General features: G+C 50.0%; 1 protein-coding gene. It reads left to right on the top strand.

The genetic code is table 11. The features are described from left to right. The first annotated feature begins 169 nt into the window (after positions 1–169). Complete coding sequence (locus tag ALT761_RS04765) at positions 170–18,775, top strand: BapA/Bap/LapF family large adhesin (protein ID WP_129736975.1); 18,606 nt, start codon at positions 170–172, stop codon at positions 18,773–18,775. Positions 18,776–18,986: the final 211 nt, after the last annotated feature.

The following is an 18,986-nucleotide window of genomic DNA, read 5'->3' as shown; positions in this document are numbered from 1 at the left end:
TGCCAACCAACAAAAGTCTAATTCTGTCTTAAAATTAATAAATTAGGGGGAAGTACCTAGAGATTCGACGAAGGTATACCACTACCTGTACCACGGTCCGGTAACCAATTTTATTTTCACTGCTAGGCTTAAGGTATAGAAATTCAGTGATTGATAAAAAGGGTTTAAAATGGCCGATGTAATTGTTGTCGACGTTAACGGTGAAGTATTGGTAGAGCGGTCTGAAACAGGCAAGCAATACGCTGTAAGTGAAAATACTGTTTTATCTGAGGGCGACAGCCTTATAATACCCGATGGCAATTCAGTGCGTGTCAGTATAGACGGCATTGTGAGAGAATTGCCCGCTGGGCAGACAGTTACCTTTCCCTTTCAATTAGACTTTACAGATGTCGACAGCGATGACGAATTCGCCGCTTTTGACGAAAGCCTTGAAGGTCTTAACGCCCTGCTTGATCAAACTGGAGATAGCCAAGATCTCGACCAAGATTTTTTAGACGTACTTGCTGGCGATGACGATATTTTGGAGTCGTTAGAAGCAACCGCTGCTGGTTTAGATGGTGGTGGCGGTGCAGGAGGAAGTAACTTTGTTCGAGTAGACAGGATCAATGAAACTGTAGACCCTGTCGCTTTTGAATTTGAGCAAGGTGCCAACGGTAACGAAGGGATAACGTCAGAACAGTTTAGTAACGGCGGTGACGAAGCCACAGATATTACCATTACACTCAACGCTGTTCCTCTTAATAACGATTCTACCCCGACGATATCCGGTACCACTGACGCAACGCCGGGCTCTACCGTGACCCTAACGGTGACAGACAGTGCGGGTAACGTACAAACGCTTACCACCACCGTGCAAGCTGACGGCACTTTCTCTGTAGATGTACCTGTTGCATTAGCAGAAGGTGAATATTCCGTTGAGGCCAGCGTTACCGATGCGGCAGGCAATACTGCCACCGATGCCAATATTGGTGAAATTGATACGACTCCCCCCGATATTACGTTAGATGCACAAGGCACTGACAATGACACCACGCCTACGCTTTCAGGTACTACTGATGCTGCGCCGGGTTCGACCGTGACGCTAACGGTGACTGACAGTGCAGGTAACGTACAAACGCTTACCACCACCGTGCAAGCTGACGGCACTTTCTCTGTAGATGTGCCTATTGCATTAGCGGAAGGTGAATATTCCGTTGAGGCCAGCGTTACCGATGCGGCAGGCAATACTGCCACCGATGCCAATATTGGTGAAATTGATACTACCGCACCGGTAATTTCGTTAGATGCACAAGGCACTGACAATGACACCACGCCTACGCTTTCAGGTACTACTGATGCTGCGCCGGGTTCGACCGTGACGCTAACGGTGACTGACAGTGCAGGTAACGTACAAACGCTTACCACCACCGTGCAAGCTGACGGCACTTTCTCTGTAGATGTGCCTGTTGCATTAGCGGAAGGTGAATATTCCGTTGAGGCCAGCGTTACCGATGCCGCAGGCAATACTGCCACCGATGCCAATACTGGTGAAATTGATACTACCGCACCGGTAATTTCGTTAGATGCACAAGGCACTGACAACGACACCACGCCTACGCTTTCAGGTACTACTGATGCCGCGCCGGGCTCGACCGTGACCCTAACGGTGACAGACAGTGCGGGTAACGTACAAACGCTTACCACCACCGTGCAAGCTGACGGCACTTTCTCTGTAGATGTGCCTGTTGCATTAGCGGAAGGTGAATATTCCGTTGAGGCCAGCGTTACCGATGCCGCAGGCAATACTGCCACCGATGCCAATACCGGTGAAATTGATACGACTCCCCCCGATATTACGTTAGATGCACAAGGCACTGACAACGACACCACGCCTACGCTTTCAGGTACTACTGATGCCGCGCCGGGTTCGACCGTGACGCTAACGGTGACTGACAGTGCAGGTAACGTACAGACGCTTACCACCACCGTGCAAGTTGGCGGCACTTTCTCTGTAGATGTGCCTGTTGCATTAGCGGAAGGTGAATATTCCGTTGAGGCCAGCGTTACCGATGCGGCAGGCAATACTGCCACCGATGCCAATATTGGTGAAATTGATACTACCGCACCGGTAATTTCGTTAGATGCACAAGGCACTGACAATGACACCACGCCTACGCTTTCAGGTACTACTGATGCTGCGCCAGGCAGCACGGTTACGTTAACCATTACCGATAGCGCGGGCAATACGCAAACCGTGACTGCTATTGTTCAAGCAGACGGCACTTACAGCGCAGACGTACCGGCTGAATTAGCTGAAGGTGAATTTACGGTTAACGCCAGCGTAACAGATGAAGCAGGAAATACGGCTAGTGTCGAAGCACAAGGCGCTATCGACGTGACGGCGCCAACTGTCTCATTGAACGATCCTGGAATAAATGGCGATACTACACCCACCCTTTCTGGTTTAACCGATGCGGTGCCAGGAAGCACAATCACACTTAGCGTTACAGATAGTGCAGGCGTTACTCAAACCTTCTCTACCACCGTACTAGCCGATGGAACTTTTACTGTTGAAGTTCCAAATGCGGTGGCTGAGGGTACATACAGCGTGACTGCCGAGGTAACCGATGGTGCGGGTAACACAGCGCAGGCAACAGCAAGCGGCGATTACGATTCTACGAGTCCTTCGACGACCGTGAACCAACCTGCGCCAACGAACGACACAACGCCCAACGTGTCTGGTGAGACTGATGCGCCTCCTGGCAGTGAAGTGGTCATTGTTGTTACAGATAGCGAGGGTAACGAACAAACAATAGTTACCACTGTAGGCGCAGACGGCACATTCAGCGAAGATATACCAGCGGAGCTTAGCGAAGGTGAGTACACGGTTGACGTTACTGTTACGACACCAGCAGGTAATAATTCTACCACCACAGTAACGGGTGAAATAGACACCACAGCGCCGGTGATCAGCCTTGAACCCATTGGTTCAACGAATGATGACACGCCAGTGATAAATGGCGACACTGATGCAGAACCAGGTGCGGTGGTAACGCTAGATATCGTACACTCAGACGGCACTACGCAAACCATTAATGCAATTGTGCAAGAAGACGGTAGCTTTAGTGCTGAAGTTCCGCAAGCACTCGCAAACGGTGACTTTACTGTAACCGCTACTGTATCTGATGTAGCGGCCAATACCTCTTCAACGTCTATCGATGCGGTTATCAACACCCAAGGCCCGAATGTCGTTATTGAAACCGGTTCTCCTACCAACGGTAGTGAGGGCATCGGGGGCTCATCAGACGCACCTAACTCAGAGGTAGTGGTTGTTATCACCGATAGCGACGGCAACAGCCAGACAATAACAAGTACAACAGATGAGAATGGCAACTTCAATGTAGCCTTTCCTCCAGGCGCTGAAGAGGGTGAATACGACATTGAAGTGACGGTGGCAGACGAAAGTGGTAATAGCTCAACTGCCACGGCCACCACTGTACTTGATACCACCCCACCGGTTGTGAATATCGATCCGCAATCTGATGCTAACGACACAACACCTACTATCTCGGGTAATACAGATTTACCAGCTGGCAGCGAAGTCGTTATTACCGTCACCGATAGTCAGGGTAATACGCAGACCGTCACCGCCGTTGTTAATGAAAATGGAAGTTTCAGCGCCGATGTGGATGAAGCGCTAGCAGAGGGCAACTATGAGGTCTCTGTCGAAGCAACTGATGCAGCGGGTAATACAACTTACGCTGTCGACAACAGTGGCAATATAGACACTACCGCACCAGCGCTTTCTCTAGACCCACAAACTGACGGCAGCGACACCACGCCAACGATTTCTGGTACTACCGATTTACCGCCTGGTTCAACGGTAACTATTGTGGTTACCGACAGTGCGGGCAACACACAAACCATCGATGCAATCGTTAATGATGACGGCAATTTCAACGTCGACGTGCAAACACCGCTTACTGAGGGTGAGTATACCGTAGAAGCCAGTGCTACAGACGATGCAGGCAATACGACTATCGTTACTGAAGATGGCGGTAACATCGATACCCAAGCACCTACGATTGCACTCGAGCAACTTGGTACAAGTAACGACACGACACCTTCGATTAGCGGTTCAACGAATTTAGAAGCGGGCAGCACAGTTACACTTACCGTTACTGACAGTGCAGGAAACAGCCAAACCTTTCCCGCCACAGTAGACGCTAACGGCGAATTTAGTGCAGATGTTCCTGCTGAGCTCGCTGACGGCGACTATACAGTTGAAGCAACAGCAACCGATGCAGCGGGAAATAGTGCTTCAACGGCACAAACAGGCAGTGTGGATACCAATTCGCCAACCTTAACGCTTGACCCACTAGGGGATGACAACGACACCACTCCTACCATTTCGGGTACTACCGATTTGCCCACTGGCAGCACTGTAACAATGAGTGTTACTGACGCGCTTGGCAATACACAAACATTTACGGCTACTGTCGACGGTTCGGGTAACTTCAGTGTTGATGTGCCCAACCCGTTAGCGGAAGGTGAATATAGCGTTACTGCTACGGCAACCGATGCAAATGGCAATTCGGCAACAACAACGGAAACCGGCGGTAATATTGATATTACGTCCCCCCTAGTTAACTTAGATGCTCAAGGCAGCACTAATGATGCTACGCCAACCATTTCTGGTAACACAGATCAGGCACCTGGTAGCAACGTATCAATCACAGTTACAGACAGTGCAGGAAATACGCAAACCTTTATCGCTGTAGTCGAAAACGATGGGACCTTCTCAGTCGATGTACCAGCAGAGCTTGCCGACGGCAACTTTACCATCACCGCAACAGTCACTGACGATGCGGGTAATCAAGACTCTGCGTCAACACAGGGCAATATTGATACCGCAGCACCAACGCTATCGCTTGATCCACAAGACATTGGCAACGATACCACGCCATTAATTAGTGGCACGGCTGATTTACCACAAGGTAGTACGGTTACACTGGTCGTTACTGATAGCTTAGGTAATCAGCAAACCATTGAAACCCTTGTTGATGAAAACGGAGCCTTTAGCGCTGAAGTACCTAGCGCATTGGCAGAAAGTAACTACACCGTCACAGCAACCGCTGTCGATGAGAATGGCAATACTGCTAGCGTGACAGAGAACGGCGGCATTATCGATACAACAGCACCATCCCTTTCTCTAAACCCAGTGGGGTCTAGCAACGATACCACACCGACTTTATCGGGCAGCACCGATCTACCGGAAGGAAGTGTTGTTTCGCTTACGGTAGTCGATAGCGCAGGTAACACGCAAACTATCAATACCTTGGTCGATGCAAACGGCAACTTCTCTGTCGACGTACCACAAGAGCTGGCTGATGGAGACTTTACTGTTACTGCCACGGCTGAGGACGAAGCAGGCAATGAAGCTTCAGATAACGCAACCGGTAACATTAACACCAATTCACCTACATTAGTGCTAGATGGACAAGGCGAGACGAATGACAGCTCGCCCACTATTTCTGGTTCCAGCAGCTTACCTGAAGGTAGTACGGTAACGTTAACCGTAACGGATAGCGCAGGTAACACGCAAACTATTACCGCGACAGTAGGCGCCGGCGGCACCTTCAATGCAGATGTAAACACCCCACTCGCTGATGGCGCTTACACAGTTACCGCCAGCGCAACTGACAGTGATGGCAATACCACAACGGTGACCGATAATGGCGGCACCATTGATACTACTGCGCCAGCGCTAACCCTTGAAAACCCGGGAAGCACGGGTGACACCACCCCTACGCTTTCAGGCACCACTGACCTTCCAGGAGGAAGCACAGTCACGCTTGTCGTGACTGATAGCGCTGGAAATACACAAACTGTCAATGCCTTGGTCGATGCAAATGGTAGCTTTAGTGTAGATGTGCCAAACGCAGTAGCTGACGGCGACTTTACTGTTACCGCCAGTGCAACTGACAGTGCAGGCAATACCGCAAATGCCAATACAACAGGCGATGTAGACAGCCAAGCGCCGCTGCTAGCGCTTGACACGCAAGTCTCTACCAGCGACGTAACCCCTACTATCTCAGGTACTACCGATGTAGCCCCTGGCACTCTTGTCACTATTACGGTAGTTGACGCCACTGGTGACTCGCAAAGTTTCCAAGCCGCAGTACAAGCAGACGGAACATTTAGCGCCGATGTGCCTGCAGCCTTAGCTGAAGGCGACTTTACCGTTACGGCAACAGTAAGCGATGCGCAAGGCAACACCGCAACGGCAAACGAGGCAAATGGAAACATTGATACGCAAGTGCCTGTTGTCAACGTTAATCCGTTAAACTCAGGTAATGACACAACGCCGGTTATTTCAGGTAATACAGATTTACCCGAAGGCGCTGTTGTTGTGATCAACATAACTGACAGTAATGGCGACACACAAACCATAAACGCATTGGTTGATGCCGATGGCAACTTTGCTACAGAGGCATTGTCTCCATTGCCTGAAGGCGACTACAGCGTAGAAGTCACTGCAACAGATGATGCTGGTAACTCAACAACCACATCTGAAGATGGTGGCAATATTGACACCACTGCCCCTTTGCTTACGCTAAATCCGCAAGGTACAGGCAACGATGAAACGCCTAACATATCGGGCAACACTGATTTAGCACCAGGAAGCACGGTAACATTAACCGTTACTGATAGCGCAGGCAATACACAAACCTTTGACGCCATTGTGGATGCGAATGGTGACTTCAGCGCGGATGTTCCAAACGCTATACCGGATGGCAGCTACACGGCAACAGCAAGTGCCTCAGATGATGCAGGCAATACAACCACCACCTCTGATACCGGTACGCTAGATTCCAGCGCTCCTGCACTAACGCTAGAGGCTCAAGTTACAGTTAGCGATACTATTCCAACCATATCGGGTACGACTGACCTACCCGAGGGTTCAACCGTTACGCTTTCCGTCATTGACAGTGCAGGCAACACGCAAACCTTTACAGCACTGGTTGATGCAAGCGGTAATTTCAGTGCTGATGTCCCCGCGCCACTTGCCGAGGGCGATTACTCAGTAACAGCTACCGCCACTGACAGCAATGGCAATAGTGCTTCTGTCACTGATAATAACGGTATCGTCGATACCGTCGCCCCTGTTATCTCGCTAGATACGCTGGGTTCAAATAACGATACAACGCCTACCATTTCGGGCACTACGGACTTGGCAGCAGGCGAGAGCGTTACACTTTCGATTACCGACAATGCAGGAAATACCCAAACTGTTACGGCAACGGTTGATGCAGACGGCAACTTCAGTGTGGATGTGCCTGTTGCGCTAACCGAAGGTGACTATACCGTAACCACAACAGCTACGGATGAGGCAGGCAACAGTTCGACAGCCAGTGCAGCGGGCACCATTGACACCACAGCGCCTACCTTAACGTTAGACCCTCAAGGGCTAGGCAATGACACAACGCCAACCATGTCGGGTAGCACTGATCTAGCTGAAGGTAGCGTTGTATCCTTGGTTATCACGGATAGTACAGGCAACATTCAAACGGTCACGGCAACGGTTGATGCTGCAGGAAACTTTACGGTTGAGGTACCCGCGGCACTGGCTGAAGGTTCGTACAGTGTTGAAGCAACAGCCACTGATGAAGCAGGTAACAGCACATCGATACTCGATAATTCGGGGAATATCGACACAACGCCACCTGAGCTAAACCTAGATGAATTAGCGCCAGAAAATAATGTAACGCCAACCATTTCCGGTATCACAAACCTTCCGGCTGGCGCAATTGTTACACTGACAGTCGTCGACAGTGCAGGTAACACGCAAACCTTTGCGGCAACGGTACAAACCGACGGCAGTTTTGCAGCCAATGTACCTTCACCATTAGCTGAAGGTGACTATACCGTCATAGCAACGGCTCAAGACCCGGCAGGCAACCAAGGTTCTGCTTCTGAAACTGGTGGTAGCGTAGATACCACAGCGCCAGTAATTACCCTAGATCCATTTGGCACTGGAAACGATACCACACCAACTATTAGCGGTAGCACAGACTTGGACGCAGGAAGTACAGTGACTATCACAGTCACTGATAGCGCTGGCACTGAGCAATCGTTTACTGCAACCGTAGATGATAACGGCGACTTCAGTGCAGATGTGCCTAACCCTATGGCTGATGGAAACTTTGACATCACTGCAACCGCTACTGATGCTGCGGGCAATACCGCTACAAATACAATAAGTGGGGATATAAACTCAGCAGCACCGACCTTATCGCTTGAACCATTAGAGTCAGATAACGACACCACACCGACCATTTCAGGTAATACCAATTTAGCACCAGGTAGCACGGTAACGCTAACCGTCACCGACAGTGCTGGAAACACGCAAACATTCACGGCCACAGTACAAGGTGATGGTAGCTTTACTGCTGATGTCCCTGCAGGCTTACCTGAAGGTGACTATTCTGTTACGGCAACCGCCACAGATGGCGCAGGCAACAGTGCATCGGTAACTGAAAATGGGGGTAACATAGATACAACGGCCCCATCAATCACCATTGATGCGCAAGGGCTTGGTAATGATGCAACACCGTCTATCTCTGGCACCACAGACCTCAATGCTGGCGATACGGTAAGCATAAGCGTGACAGACAACGCTGGAAACACCCAGACATTCACAGCCACAGTGCTAAACGATGGCACTTACAGTGCTGATGTTCCCGCCGATTTAGCTGAAGGCAGTTTCAGCGCAACCGTTACTGCTACTGACGATGCGGGTAATTCTGCAACGGCAATAGATAACAGCGGTGTCATAGACACAGCAGCGCCAACGATAACGCTAGACGCACAAGGCCTGACTAACGACGCTACGCCGACTATCTCGGGAACTACCGACTTATCTGCGGGCAACACAGTAAACATTAGCGTGACTGACAGCCTAGGCAATACGCAAACCTTCACCGCCATAGTTCAAGTGAACGGTAGCTTTAGCGCTGATGTGCCGGTTGACCTAGCACAAGGCGATTACACCGCAGAAGTGACGGCGACTGATGATGCAGGTAATCAAAACACAGCGATTGATAACAACGGTATTATTGACACCACCCCACCTGTTATCAACTTAGACCCGGTGGCCAGCGGCAATGACGCAACGCCAATTTTGAGCGGCACCACCGACTTACCAGAGGGAGCAACCATTACGCTAGTTGTCACCGATGCAGGCGGTAATGTACAGAACCTTACTGCTACGGTAAACGCGGATGGCTCTTTCTCAGTTGAAGTACCCAGCGCGCTTGTTGATGGCGATTACGATGTAACAGCTAGTGCGAATGACGCTGCGGGCAATAGCACGACGGTAACGGATAGCGGGAATGTTAACACGAGCGCACCTGACATTACGCTAGATGCCCTTGGCCAGACAAACGACGCTACGCCTCTTATTTCAGGCACAACTAACGCGCCGGTTGGTGCCGTAGTCACTTTAACAGTGACAGATAGTGCTGGGGCGGTTCAAACCTTTACTACAACAGTACAAGGAGATGGCACGTTCAGCGCTAGCGTACCGTCAAACTTAGCCGAGGGTAGCTACACAGTTGTCGCAGAGGTGGATGACAGCGCGGGTAATACAGGCTCTGATTCCGAAACTGGCGGTGTGATAGATACCACTTCACCGACTATTGATGTGACAGAACTGGGAATTGGCAATGATGCAACGCCAACAATTAGCGGTACCACAGATCAACCTGTTGGAAGCACGGTTTCTATTACAGTGACGGACGATGCTGGAAATGTACAAACCTTGTCAGCAACGGTGCAAAGCGACGATTCCTTTAGTGTAGAGGTACCTGCCACTTTGGCGGAGGGTAACTACACGGTTCAAGCAACGGTTGTTGATGAGGCTGGCAATACAGCGTCCGACGCTGAAACCGGCGTAATCGACACAATTTCACCTGTTATTACGCTGGACGACCCAGGCACAATTAGCGACTCGACCCCAACCATAAGCGGTACTGTAGATTTACCGCAAGGTGCTACAGTGCAGATAACCGTTATTGATAGCGCGGGTAATACCCAGGTGTTCTCTGCACTGGTTGCGGCGGGCGGCGTATTCTCTGCCGACGTACCGGCTGCGATGGCTGAAGGAAACTTCACTGTTTCAGTAACCGCCACCGATACAGCAGGAAACAGTACAACAGATAATGAAGCAGGCGTAGTTGATACACTTGTACCTACATTGACTATAGATGTTGCCGATACCACTAACGACGCTACTCCGCTTATTACAGGCTCAACCGATGAACCTGCAGGCTCTGTAATCACCATTTTGGTAACCGATAGTGCTGGTGCGACCCAGACCTTAAGTGCAGTCGTACAGGCCGATGGGTCCTTCTCTATATCCCCGGGTACCAATTTAGCTGAAGGCGACTTCACGGTAAGCGCTACAATCGACGATGATGCAGGCAATACAGCGACAGCGAGTGATACTGGAAACATAGACACTACACCGCCGTCGTTGACGTTAACCCCACTTGAGGAAGGCAACGACACGACGCCTACTCTGTCTGGTAGCACTAACCTAGCGCAAGGTAGTGAAGTTACCCTTGTGGTAACTGACAACGCAGGAAATGTCCAAACCATCACAGCGACTGTTGATGTAAATGGAGACTTTACGGTGGATGTGCCCGTGCCTTTAGCAGAAGGCGCTTACAGCGTTGAGGCCACCGCGAGTGATGATGCAGGTAATAGCACCAGTGTTGTAGACAATACGGGAGTTATTGATACAACAGCCCCTACCCTATCATTAGACGCACTAGACTCAGAGAATGACACAACGCCGACTATATCGGGTAATAGTGACCTGCCTGCAGGCGCCACGGTAACGATTACCGTTGTCGATAATGCAGGCGTAAGCCAGACCTTCGATGCTACCGTTCAGGGAGACGGCAGTTTCTCGGCCGATGTGCCTAATCCAATGGCTGAGGGAGGCTATACCGTCACGGCGGTTGCCGAAGATACTGCTGGCAATGAGACTACCACCACTGAAACAAACGGGAGCGTAGACACTACCGCGCCGACTATCAACTTAGATGCCCAAGGCACAGGTAACGATACCACGCCAACAATTACTGGCAGCACCGATTTAAGCCCTGGCAGTTCAGTGACCATAACCGTCACCGACAGCGCAGGAGCAGAACAGACATTTACGGCTATTGTCGATAGCAACGGTGATTTCAGCGCCGACGTGCCCAATGCGATGGCAGACGGTAACTTCAATGTTACCGCTACCACCACTGATACCGCTGGAAACTCAGCGTCTGATACTACCAGCGGAAACATCAATACGGCCGTACCAAACTTAACCTTGGACTCGCTTAGTACAGGAAACGATACAACCCCAACAATTACTGGAACTACAGATATTGCACCAGGCAGCACCGTATCCATCAGCGTTACCGATAATGTTGGTAATACGCAAACCTTTGACGCCATTGTTCAAGCCAATGGGACCTTCTCTGTAGATGTGCCAGCGGCCTTATCTGAAGGTGTTTATTCTGTCACTGCAACTGCCACTGATGCTTCGGGCAATACGGCAACTGCAAATGAGAATGGTGGAATTATCGATACTACTGCGCCTGCTGCACCTACTGTCGATGCAGGCAATGGTACCGAAATTACCGGTACTGCCGAAGCGGGAGCCGTGGTGAATGTTGACGTAGACGGAGATGGCACACCTGATTTTACGGTGACCGCTGATAACGATGGTAATTGGTCAGTAACACCCACTACACCGCTAGCAGATGGCGTGATTGTAACGGCAACGGCTATCGATGAAGCAGGCAATACTAGTGGTCCAGCATCTGACACGGTAGACGCTGTTGCGCCAGTGGTTGCCTTTAATGACTTAACGACTAACGACACCACACCTGCACTTACTGGCTCGGTGGACGACCCAACCGCCACAGTCGTCGTTACCATTAATAGTATAGATTATAACGCCACCAATAACGGTAACGGTACTTGGACTCTGGCTGATGATGCAGTAGCGGCTCTGGCTGAAGGAAGCTACACCGCGACGGTTACAGCCACAGACCCTGACGGTAACGTCAGTACCAATACGGGTACAGTGGTAATTGATACCACAGCACCTGCAGCTCCTACTGTCGATGTAGGTAATGGCAATGAAATTTCGGGTACGGCAGAAGCAGGCGCAACCGTGAATGTAGACGTAGATGGCGACGGTACGCCAGATTTCACCGTTATCGCGGATGGCGATGGCAACTGGTCAGTCACGCCAGCTACATCGCTTGCCGATGGTGTGGTAGTGACGGCTACTGCCACAGATGAAGCAGGCAATGTCAGTGCACCAGCGTCAGATACGGTAGACGCTATTGCGCCAGTCGTTGCCATCAGTGACCTAACCACTAATGACACTACGCCAGAGTTAACTGGTACGGTTGATGATCCAAGCGCTATTGTAGTAGTCACTATCGATGGTGTGGACTACACCGCGACTAACAATGGTGATGGAAGCTGGACGCTGGCTGACGATGCCGTGGCTGCTCTTGCTGAAGGTAGCTATACCGCTACCGTTACTGCCACTGATGCCGATGGTAATGTAGGTGCAAATTCAGGTACTGTAGTTATTGATACTACACCACCTGCAATACCAACTGTGGATGCGGGCAACGGCACCGAAATTACCGGTACCGCCGAAGCAGGCAGCGAAGTCAATGTTGATGTAGACGGTAATGGTATCCCAGATTTCACCGTCACTGCTGATGGCGATGGCAATTGGAGTATTACGCCTGATACACCGCTCGCGGATGGCGTTGTAGTGACAGCAACGGCGACTGACGCAGCGGGTAACATTAGCAATCCAGCCTCAGATACGGTTGATGCGGCAGCGCCAGTCGTAGCCTTCAATGACTTAACGACTAACGACACAACACCGGCGCTTACTGGCTTGGTGGACGACCCAACGGCCACGGTGGTTGTTACCATCAATGGTGTGGATTATACCGCCACCAATAACGGTGATGGCACTTGGACGCTGGCTGACGATGCCGTGGCTGCTCTTGCTGAAGGTAGCTATACCGCAACCGTTACTGCAACCGACCCAGAGGGTAATGTTGGTACAAATACAGGCACAGTAGTGATTGATACCACTGTACCTACAGCCCCCACAGTTGATGCCGGTAACGGCACCGAGATCACAGGCACTGCGGAAGCTGGCGCTACTGTGAATGTAGACGTAGATGGCGACGGTACGCCAGATTTCACCGTTATCGCTGATGGTGATGGTAACTGGGTAGTCACGCCAGATACGCCGCTTGCCGATGGTGTTGTCGTAACGGCAACCGCTACAGATGAAGCGGGCAATATCAGTGGACCTGCATCTGACACAGTAGACACCGTAGCACCTGTATTAACCATTAACGATGTAACGACCAACGACACTACGCCGGCATTAACGGGTTCGGTTGATGACGCGACAGCTACCGTTGTGGTCACCATCGACGGCATTGATTACACCGCCACTAATAATGGTAACGGCACGTGGACGCTAGCTGACGACGCAGTAGCCACACTCGCCGAAGGCAGCTATAACGCAACCGTTACGGCAACCGACCCTGACGGTAACGTCAGCACCAATACAGGCACAGTAGTGATTGATACCACTGTACCTACAGCCCCCACAGTTGATGCCGGTAACGGCACTGAGATCACAGGCACTGCCGAAGCAGGTGCGTTAGTTAGCGTTGATGTAGATGGCGACGGCACACCTGATTTCACCGTCACCGCTGATGGCGACGGCAATTGGAGTATTACGCCAGATACACCATTGGCAGATGGCGTTGTAGTTTCAGCAACCGCCACAGATGACGCTGGCAATACCAGCGCACCTGCGTCTGATACGGTAGACGCAGTAGCACCTGTAGTAACCATTAATGATGTAACGACCAACGACACTACGCCTGCACTAACGGGTACAGTTGATGACGCAACGGCTACTGTAGTAATAACCATCGACGGCGTTGACTACACCGCCACCAATAATGGTAACGGTACCTGGACGCTGGCCGATGACGTAGTTGCTACACTCGCGGAAGGTAGTTATCCAACATCTGTTACTGCAACTGACGATGCGGGTAATACCGATACCGACACAGGTACTGTAGTAATTGATACCACTGCACCTACGGTAGCCATTAACGATCTAACCACCAACGACACCACACCAGAGCTTACCGGTACAGTGAACGACCCGAATGCGATTGTAGTGGTGACCATTGACGGCAACGACTACACCGCTACTAATAACGGTAACGGTACTTGGACACTAGCCGATGACGTAGTCGCCACGCTTGCAGAAGGTAGCTACCCAACTTCGGTAAGCGCGACAGATGCCGCAGGCAACACGGTTACCAACTCAGGTACTGTAGTAATTGATACCACTGCACCTACGGTAGCCATTAACGATCTTACTACTAACGACACTGCCCCGGAACTTACCGGTACGGTGAACGACCCGAATGCGATTGTAGTGGTGACGATTGACGGCAACGACTACACCGCTACTAATAATGGTAACGGTACATGGACACTAGCCGATGACGTAGTCGCCACACTTGCTGAAGGTAGCTACCCCACTTCGGTAAGCGCGACAGACGCCGCGGGTAATATTGTCACCAATACAGGTACAGTGGTAATTGATACCACTGCGCCTACGGTTGCAATAAACGATCTAACCACCAACGACACCACGCCGGAGCTTACCGGTACAGTGAACGACCCGAACGCGGTTGTGGTGGTCACTATTGACGGGAATGACTACACCGCTACCAATAATGGTAACGGTACCTGGATATTAGCTGACAATATTGTCGCATTACTCGCTGAAGGTAATTATACGGCAACAGTTACCGCTACAGATGCTGTAGGTAATTCTGACTCAGCTACAGGTTCAATTGTTATCGATACCAGTATTGACGGAAACAACAACGGGCAAACCGTTACCTTCGATAGTATCAGCAATGATTCAGGGACGACTGGAGACTTTGTCACTAGCGATAGTACATTAATATTCAATGGCACCGTCGACCTTGGTGACAACGCTACACTAACCGTAACTGTAGATGGAACTGACTATACCTTTGGCACTGACCCTGAACTTACTATTGATGGCAGCGGCAACTGGAGCCTAGATTTAACGGGCACAACGCTATCAGCGGGTACCTATGCGGTGGTGGCAACCGTCACCGACGATGCCGGTAACTCGGCAAGTACCGCTAGCCAAAACGTAGTTGTACAAGCGCTTGATGCTATAAACGACGGCAATGCCATTGATATGGGTGAGCCTGTGGTGACGGTAAACCCGCCAGAGACCACCAGCAACGTAGATGTTATCGGCTTGGCTGAGTCTACAGGTGGTGTCGATGCAAGTGCATCCTTTACCGTTTCCCCTAACCATGTGGGTGAAGTGTTAGTAGAAGTTGACCAAATAGCACTGGTTGCTGTTGCCGATGCTTACATTGTTGAGGTGTATGACGAGAGCGGTCAGCTTGTTTACCAAGGAGTAAGCGCAGATTCACAACTTGCCGATGTCGGTGGCCTAGACATTTTTGATGTTACCGGCGACGAGACCATTTCGTTCACGTTAGCAGGTCTTGATGCTGGCAACTACAGTGTGGTGGTCCGCAATGATGAGAACTTACTTGAAGATTTGTTAGACAACGACAATAGTAACGATGTTGACCTTGATGAACTTGGTACAGCTGGCGTTGTACTTGGACCCGACAATCAAGCAGTCGTTCTTGATACTATTGAAACCACGTTAAATACCGGCGTTTTAGGTATTCCACTTGGTACGGTTGGCACGCAAGTAAGGGGAGTATTAGAAACACTTCTGGATGCGACTACAGTCATTGGCGCAGGTCAGCTTGTTAATTTACTTACCGCGCCTCTTGATGCAATTGGTTTAACTGGCTTCCTTGATGACATTTTAAGTGTTGTTGCCGATGCGTTGCTTAGCAATACCTTAACCCTTTTACAAGACACTGACATTACCACCACGTTAACGGAATACACTTATACGGGTGATTTAGTGGCGCAAGGTAACCTGATTAATGGTGATTTAAGTGGCGTGGGCGCAGACACTATCTTAGACGGCGCGCAAGTGACGCTTGTTACCAATGCATCTGGTGATAGCGTTGCTGTTCCTGCTACAGGTACAGTTACTATTCAAGGTAATTATGGCGTACTAGAAATTGCTGCAGACGGTACGTATACCTACACTGCCGACGGCGATCGCAGTGCAATTGGCAAAGACGAAGTGTTTAACTACACCTTATCAGACGGTGAAACCTCTGATATTGCGGCACTTACCATCTCCATATCTGGTAGCGACTTCCCACCAGTAGTAGCTCAAACCGATAACAATGATATGGAGCTGGGCGCACAAACCGCCATTGTGAACGCCCCAGTCACCGACAGCGACTTCCAAGTCATTGGCTTAGCAGAAGGTTCACCCGCGGCGGGTTCGCCAGAGGCTAGCACAACGCTTACCGTTGACGCGGGTTTCTTTGGCGAAGTGGTAGTAGAGGTCAGCCAAACAGCGCTGGTTGCCGTTGCCGATGCGTATCGTGTTGATATTATTGATGCAGATGGCAACGTGGTCGCTACAGCTATGACGCCGGACAACCCGTTAATAGGTGACGTGGCAGGTGTAAACCTTATCGGACTAACCGGTGACGATACGCTGGTTGCAAAATTCTCTGGGCTACCTGCCGGTAATTACACTGTGGTTGTGCGCAATGATGAAAGTGCCCTTGAGACATTATTCGATCAAAATAGCGACGGCTCGATTACGCTAACAGAGTTAGGTGATGGCGGCGTCGTTCTTGGCGAGGATAACCAAGACGATGTTTTGACTGCGGTAGAAGATGCATTAAACGGCACTAACGCAAGTGTACTCAACGGGCTTGGTTTGGGTACGATCGTACGAAACCTTATTCTAGAGCCAGCCTTAAGCACCGCTGATACCATAGGCGCAGGCGACTTAGTGAGTACCATTACCACAGGACTTAATCTATTAGGGCTGGGTACACTGGCAGATACCGTATTAGACGCGGTTGCGGCAGCATTACTAAGCAATACGCTCACTTTACTACAATCTACCGATATAACTTCAACACTCACTGAATATGCGTTTGAAGGTAGCACGACAACATCAGGTAATGTTATCGATGCTGCTAACACAGGCGATGTGGCCGATAGCATTGCCGAGGGCGGCGTAGTGACGCAAGTTACCCATAGCAATGGTGAGTCGGTGACCGTATTAGGTACTGGTTTATCTGGCATTACCATTGAGGGTGACTATGGCGATTTAACTATATTTGAAGACGGTAGCTACACCTATGTAGCCAACGGCGTGCGCGATGGCTTGGGTAGTACAGATAGTTTCAGCTACACCATTTCAGATGGGACTAACACCTCTACCGCAAACTTAAACTTCAACCTATCAGGGCAAGGGGTATCGGTAGACTCGGCCCGTGCTGAATTGACCTATGACTTTGTTACGGACGTTGGTCTTGATGAACCAGGGGCACTATCTCACACTTATTTAGCGAGTATTTTGAGTGGCAGTTTTAGCGATACCAGCAATACATTTTCCGTAGCTACAGACACGACGCAAGATATTACGTTAAACGTTGATAATGGTAGCGTGCTGTCACTGGTTTCAAGCCTTACTGTTACTGTAGAAAAGTTTGAAAACGGAGTATGGGAAGAGTACAGAGTTTTCCCTAACGGCGAGCTTGTTAGCTTATTAGGCATTGATGGCGACACCATGCTTACCGTCAACGGATTAACTGAAGGCTTGTACCGTCTGTCCATGAGCGGTACGACAGGTATTGGTGTTGCAGGGAGTATTAGTGTAGGTCTATCCTCTACCATCAATTACCTTGACCAGTTTGAAGTTAGCGGCGTACAAACCGCCACGGGCAACCTGTTCGAAAACGATGTACTGTTTGGTTCAACGTACGACGTAACCCTCTCTACTGATGGAACAACGTTCCAAGACCCAACGGGCGGTATTACGTTAGTGGGTGATTACGGCACGCTGCAAATTGACGAAACGGGCGCGTACACTTATACCCCGGACAATACGCAAGCCGTATTTAGTGGAACCTTAACAGATACCTTTACTTACCGTATTGAGTATCCAGATGGTACTGTCGAACAGGCTGAGTTTAACGTATTTGTGACGGCATCTGGCGAAGGTGTACCAGTAGCAGAAACAAGTAACTCAGCTGAAACTATGGCAAATAGTTCATCGGAGTCGGTAAGTGCATCACAAAGCTCAGAAACGGAAGCTACTGATGAACCCAAAGCGCCTAACGTTATTGAATTTAGTGGGCAGTCTGAACAAACCGTCGAGTTAAACACTGATTCTCAAGTGGTGACATCTGAGAGCACATTGCCGGAAGATATAATTACCCTTCCAGAGGAAAACGATATTGTTACCATCGGGCTGGAAACCGAAGTAACGATTGATACCGTAGATCTTGAGCTTCCACCAGAAGATTTGATTTTACCGTCGATAGAGTCTATTCCTTCTGATTCTGAAAGCGATAGCACATCGGTAGCTGAGTCTGGGCAGGTGTCTGGTGATACTTCTAAAGAGAGTGACGGCAGTATTGGCATTGCCACTCCAACGGAGTCAGATGTGCTAAAAACTGCTATTGATAAATTCCCAACTACGGATATTTAGTGTAAAAGAGGCTTAACGATAAAGGCCCTGATACATCTGTATCAGGGCCTTTTTTTATTTAGAGAGCTGCGAAACGCACCGCTTACAACGTCTAATTATTCTATACAACGAACAAGCAGGTATATGTTAAACCTATACCAAGGAAACCTTCGGCACCTCATTGATTAATCAAAAGGTTTCGTATTTAACGGAACTACGTATAATAGTTTCT

The organism is Alteromonas sp. 76-1 (genome assembly GCF_900654235.1).
Classification (GTDB): domain Bacteria; phylum Pseudomonadota; class Gammaproteobacteria; order Enterobacterales; family Alteromonadaceae; genus Alteromonas; species Alteromonas naphthalenivorans.
Note: the sequence above shows the minus strand (reverse complement) of the source record. Positions and strands in the feature narration are given on the sequence as shown.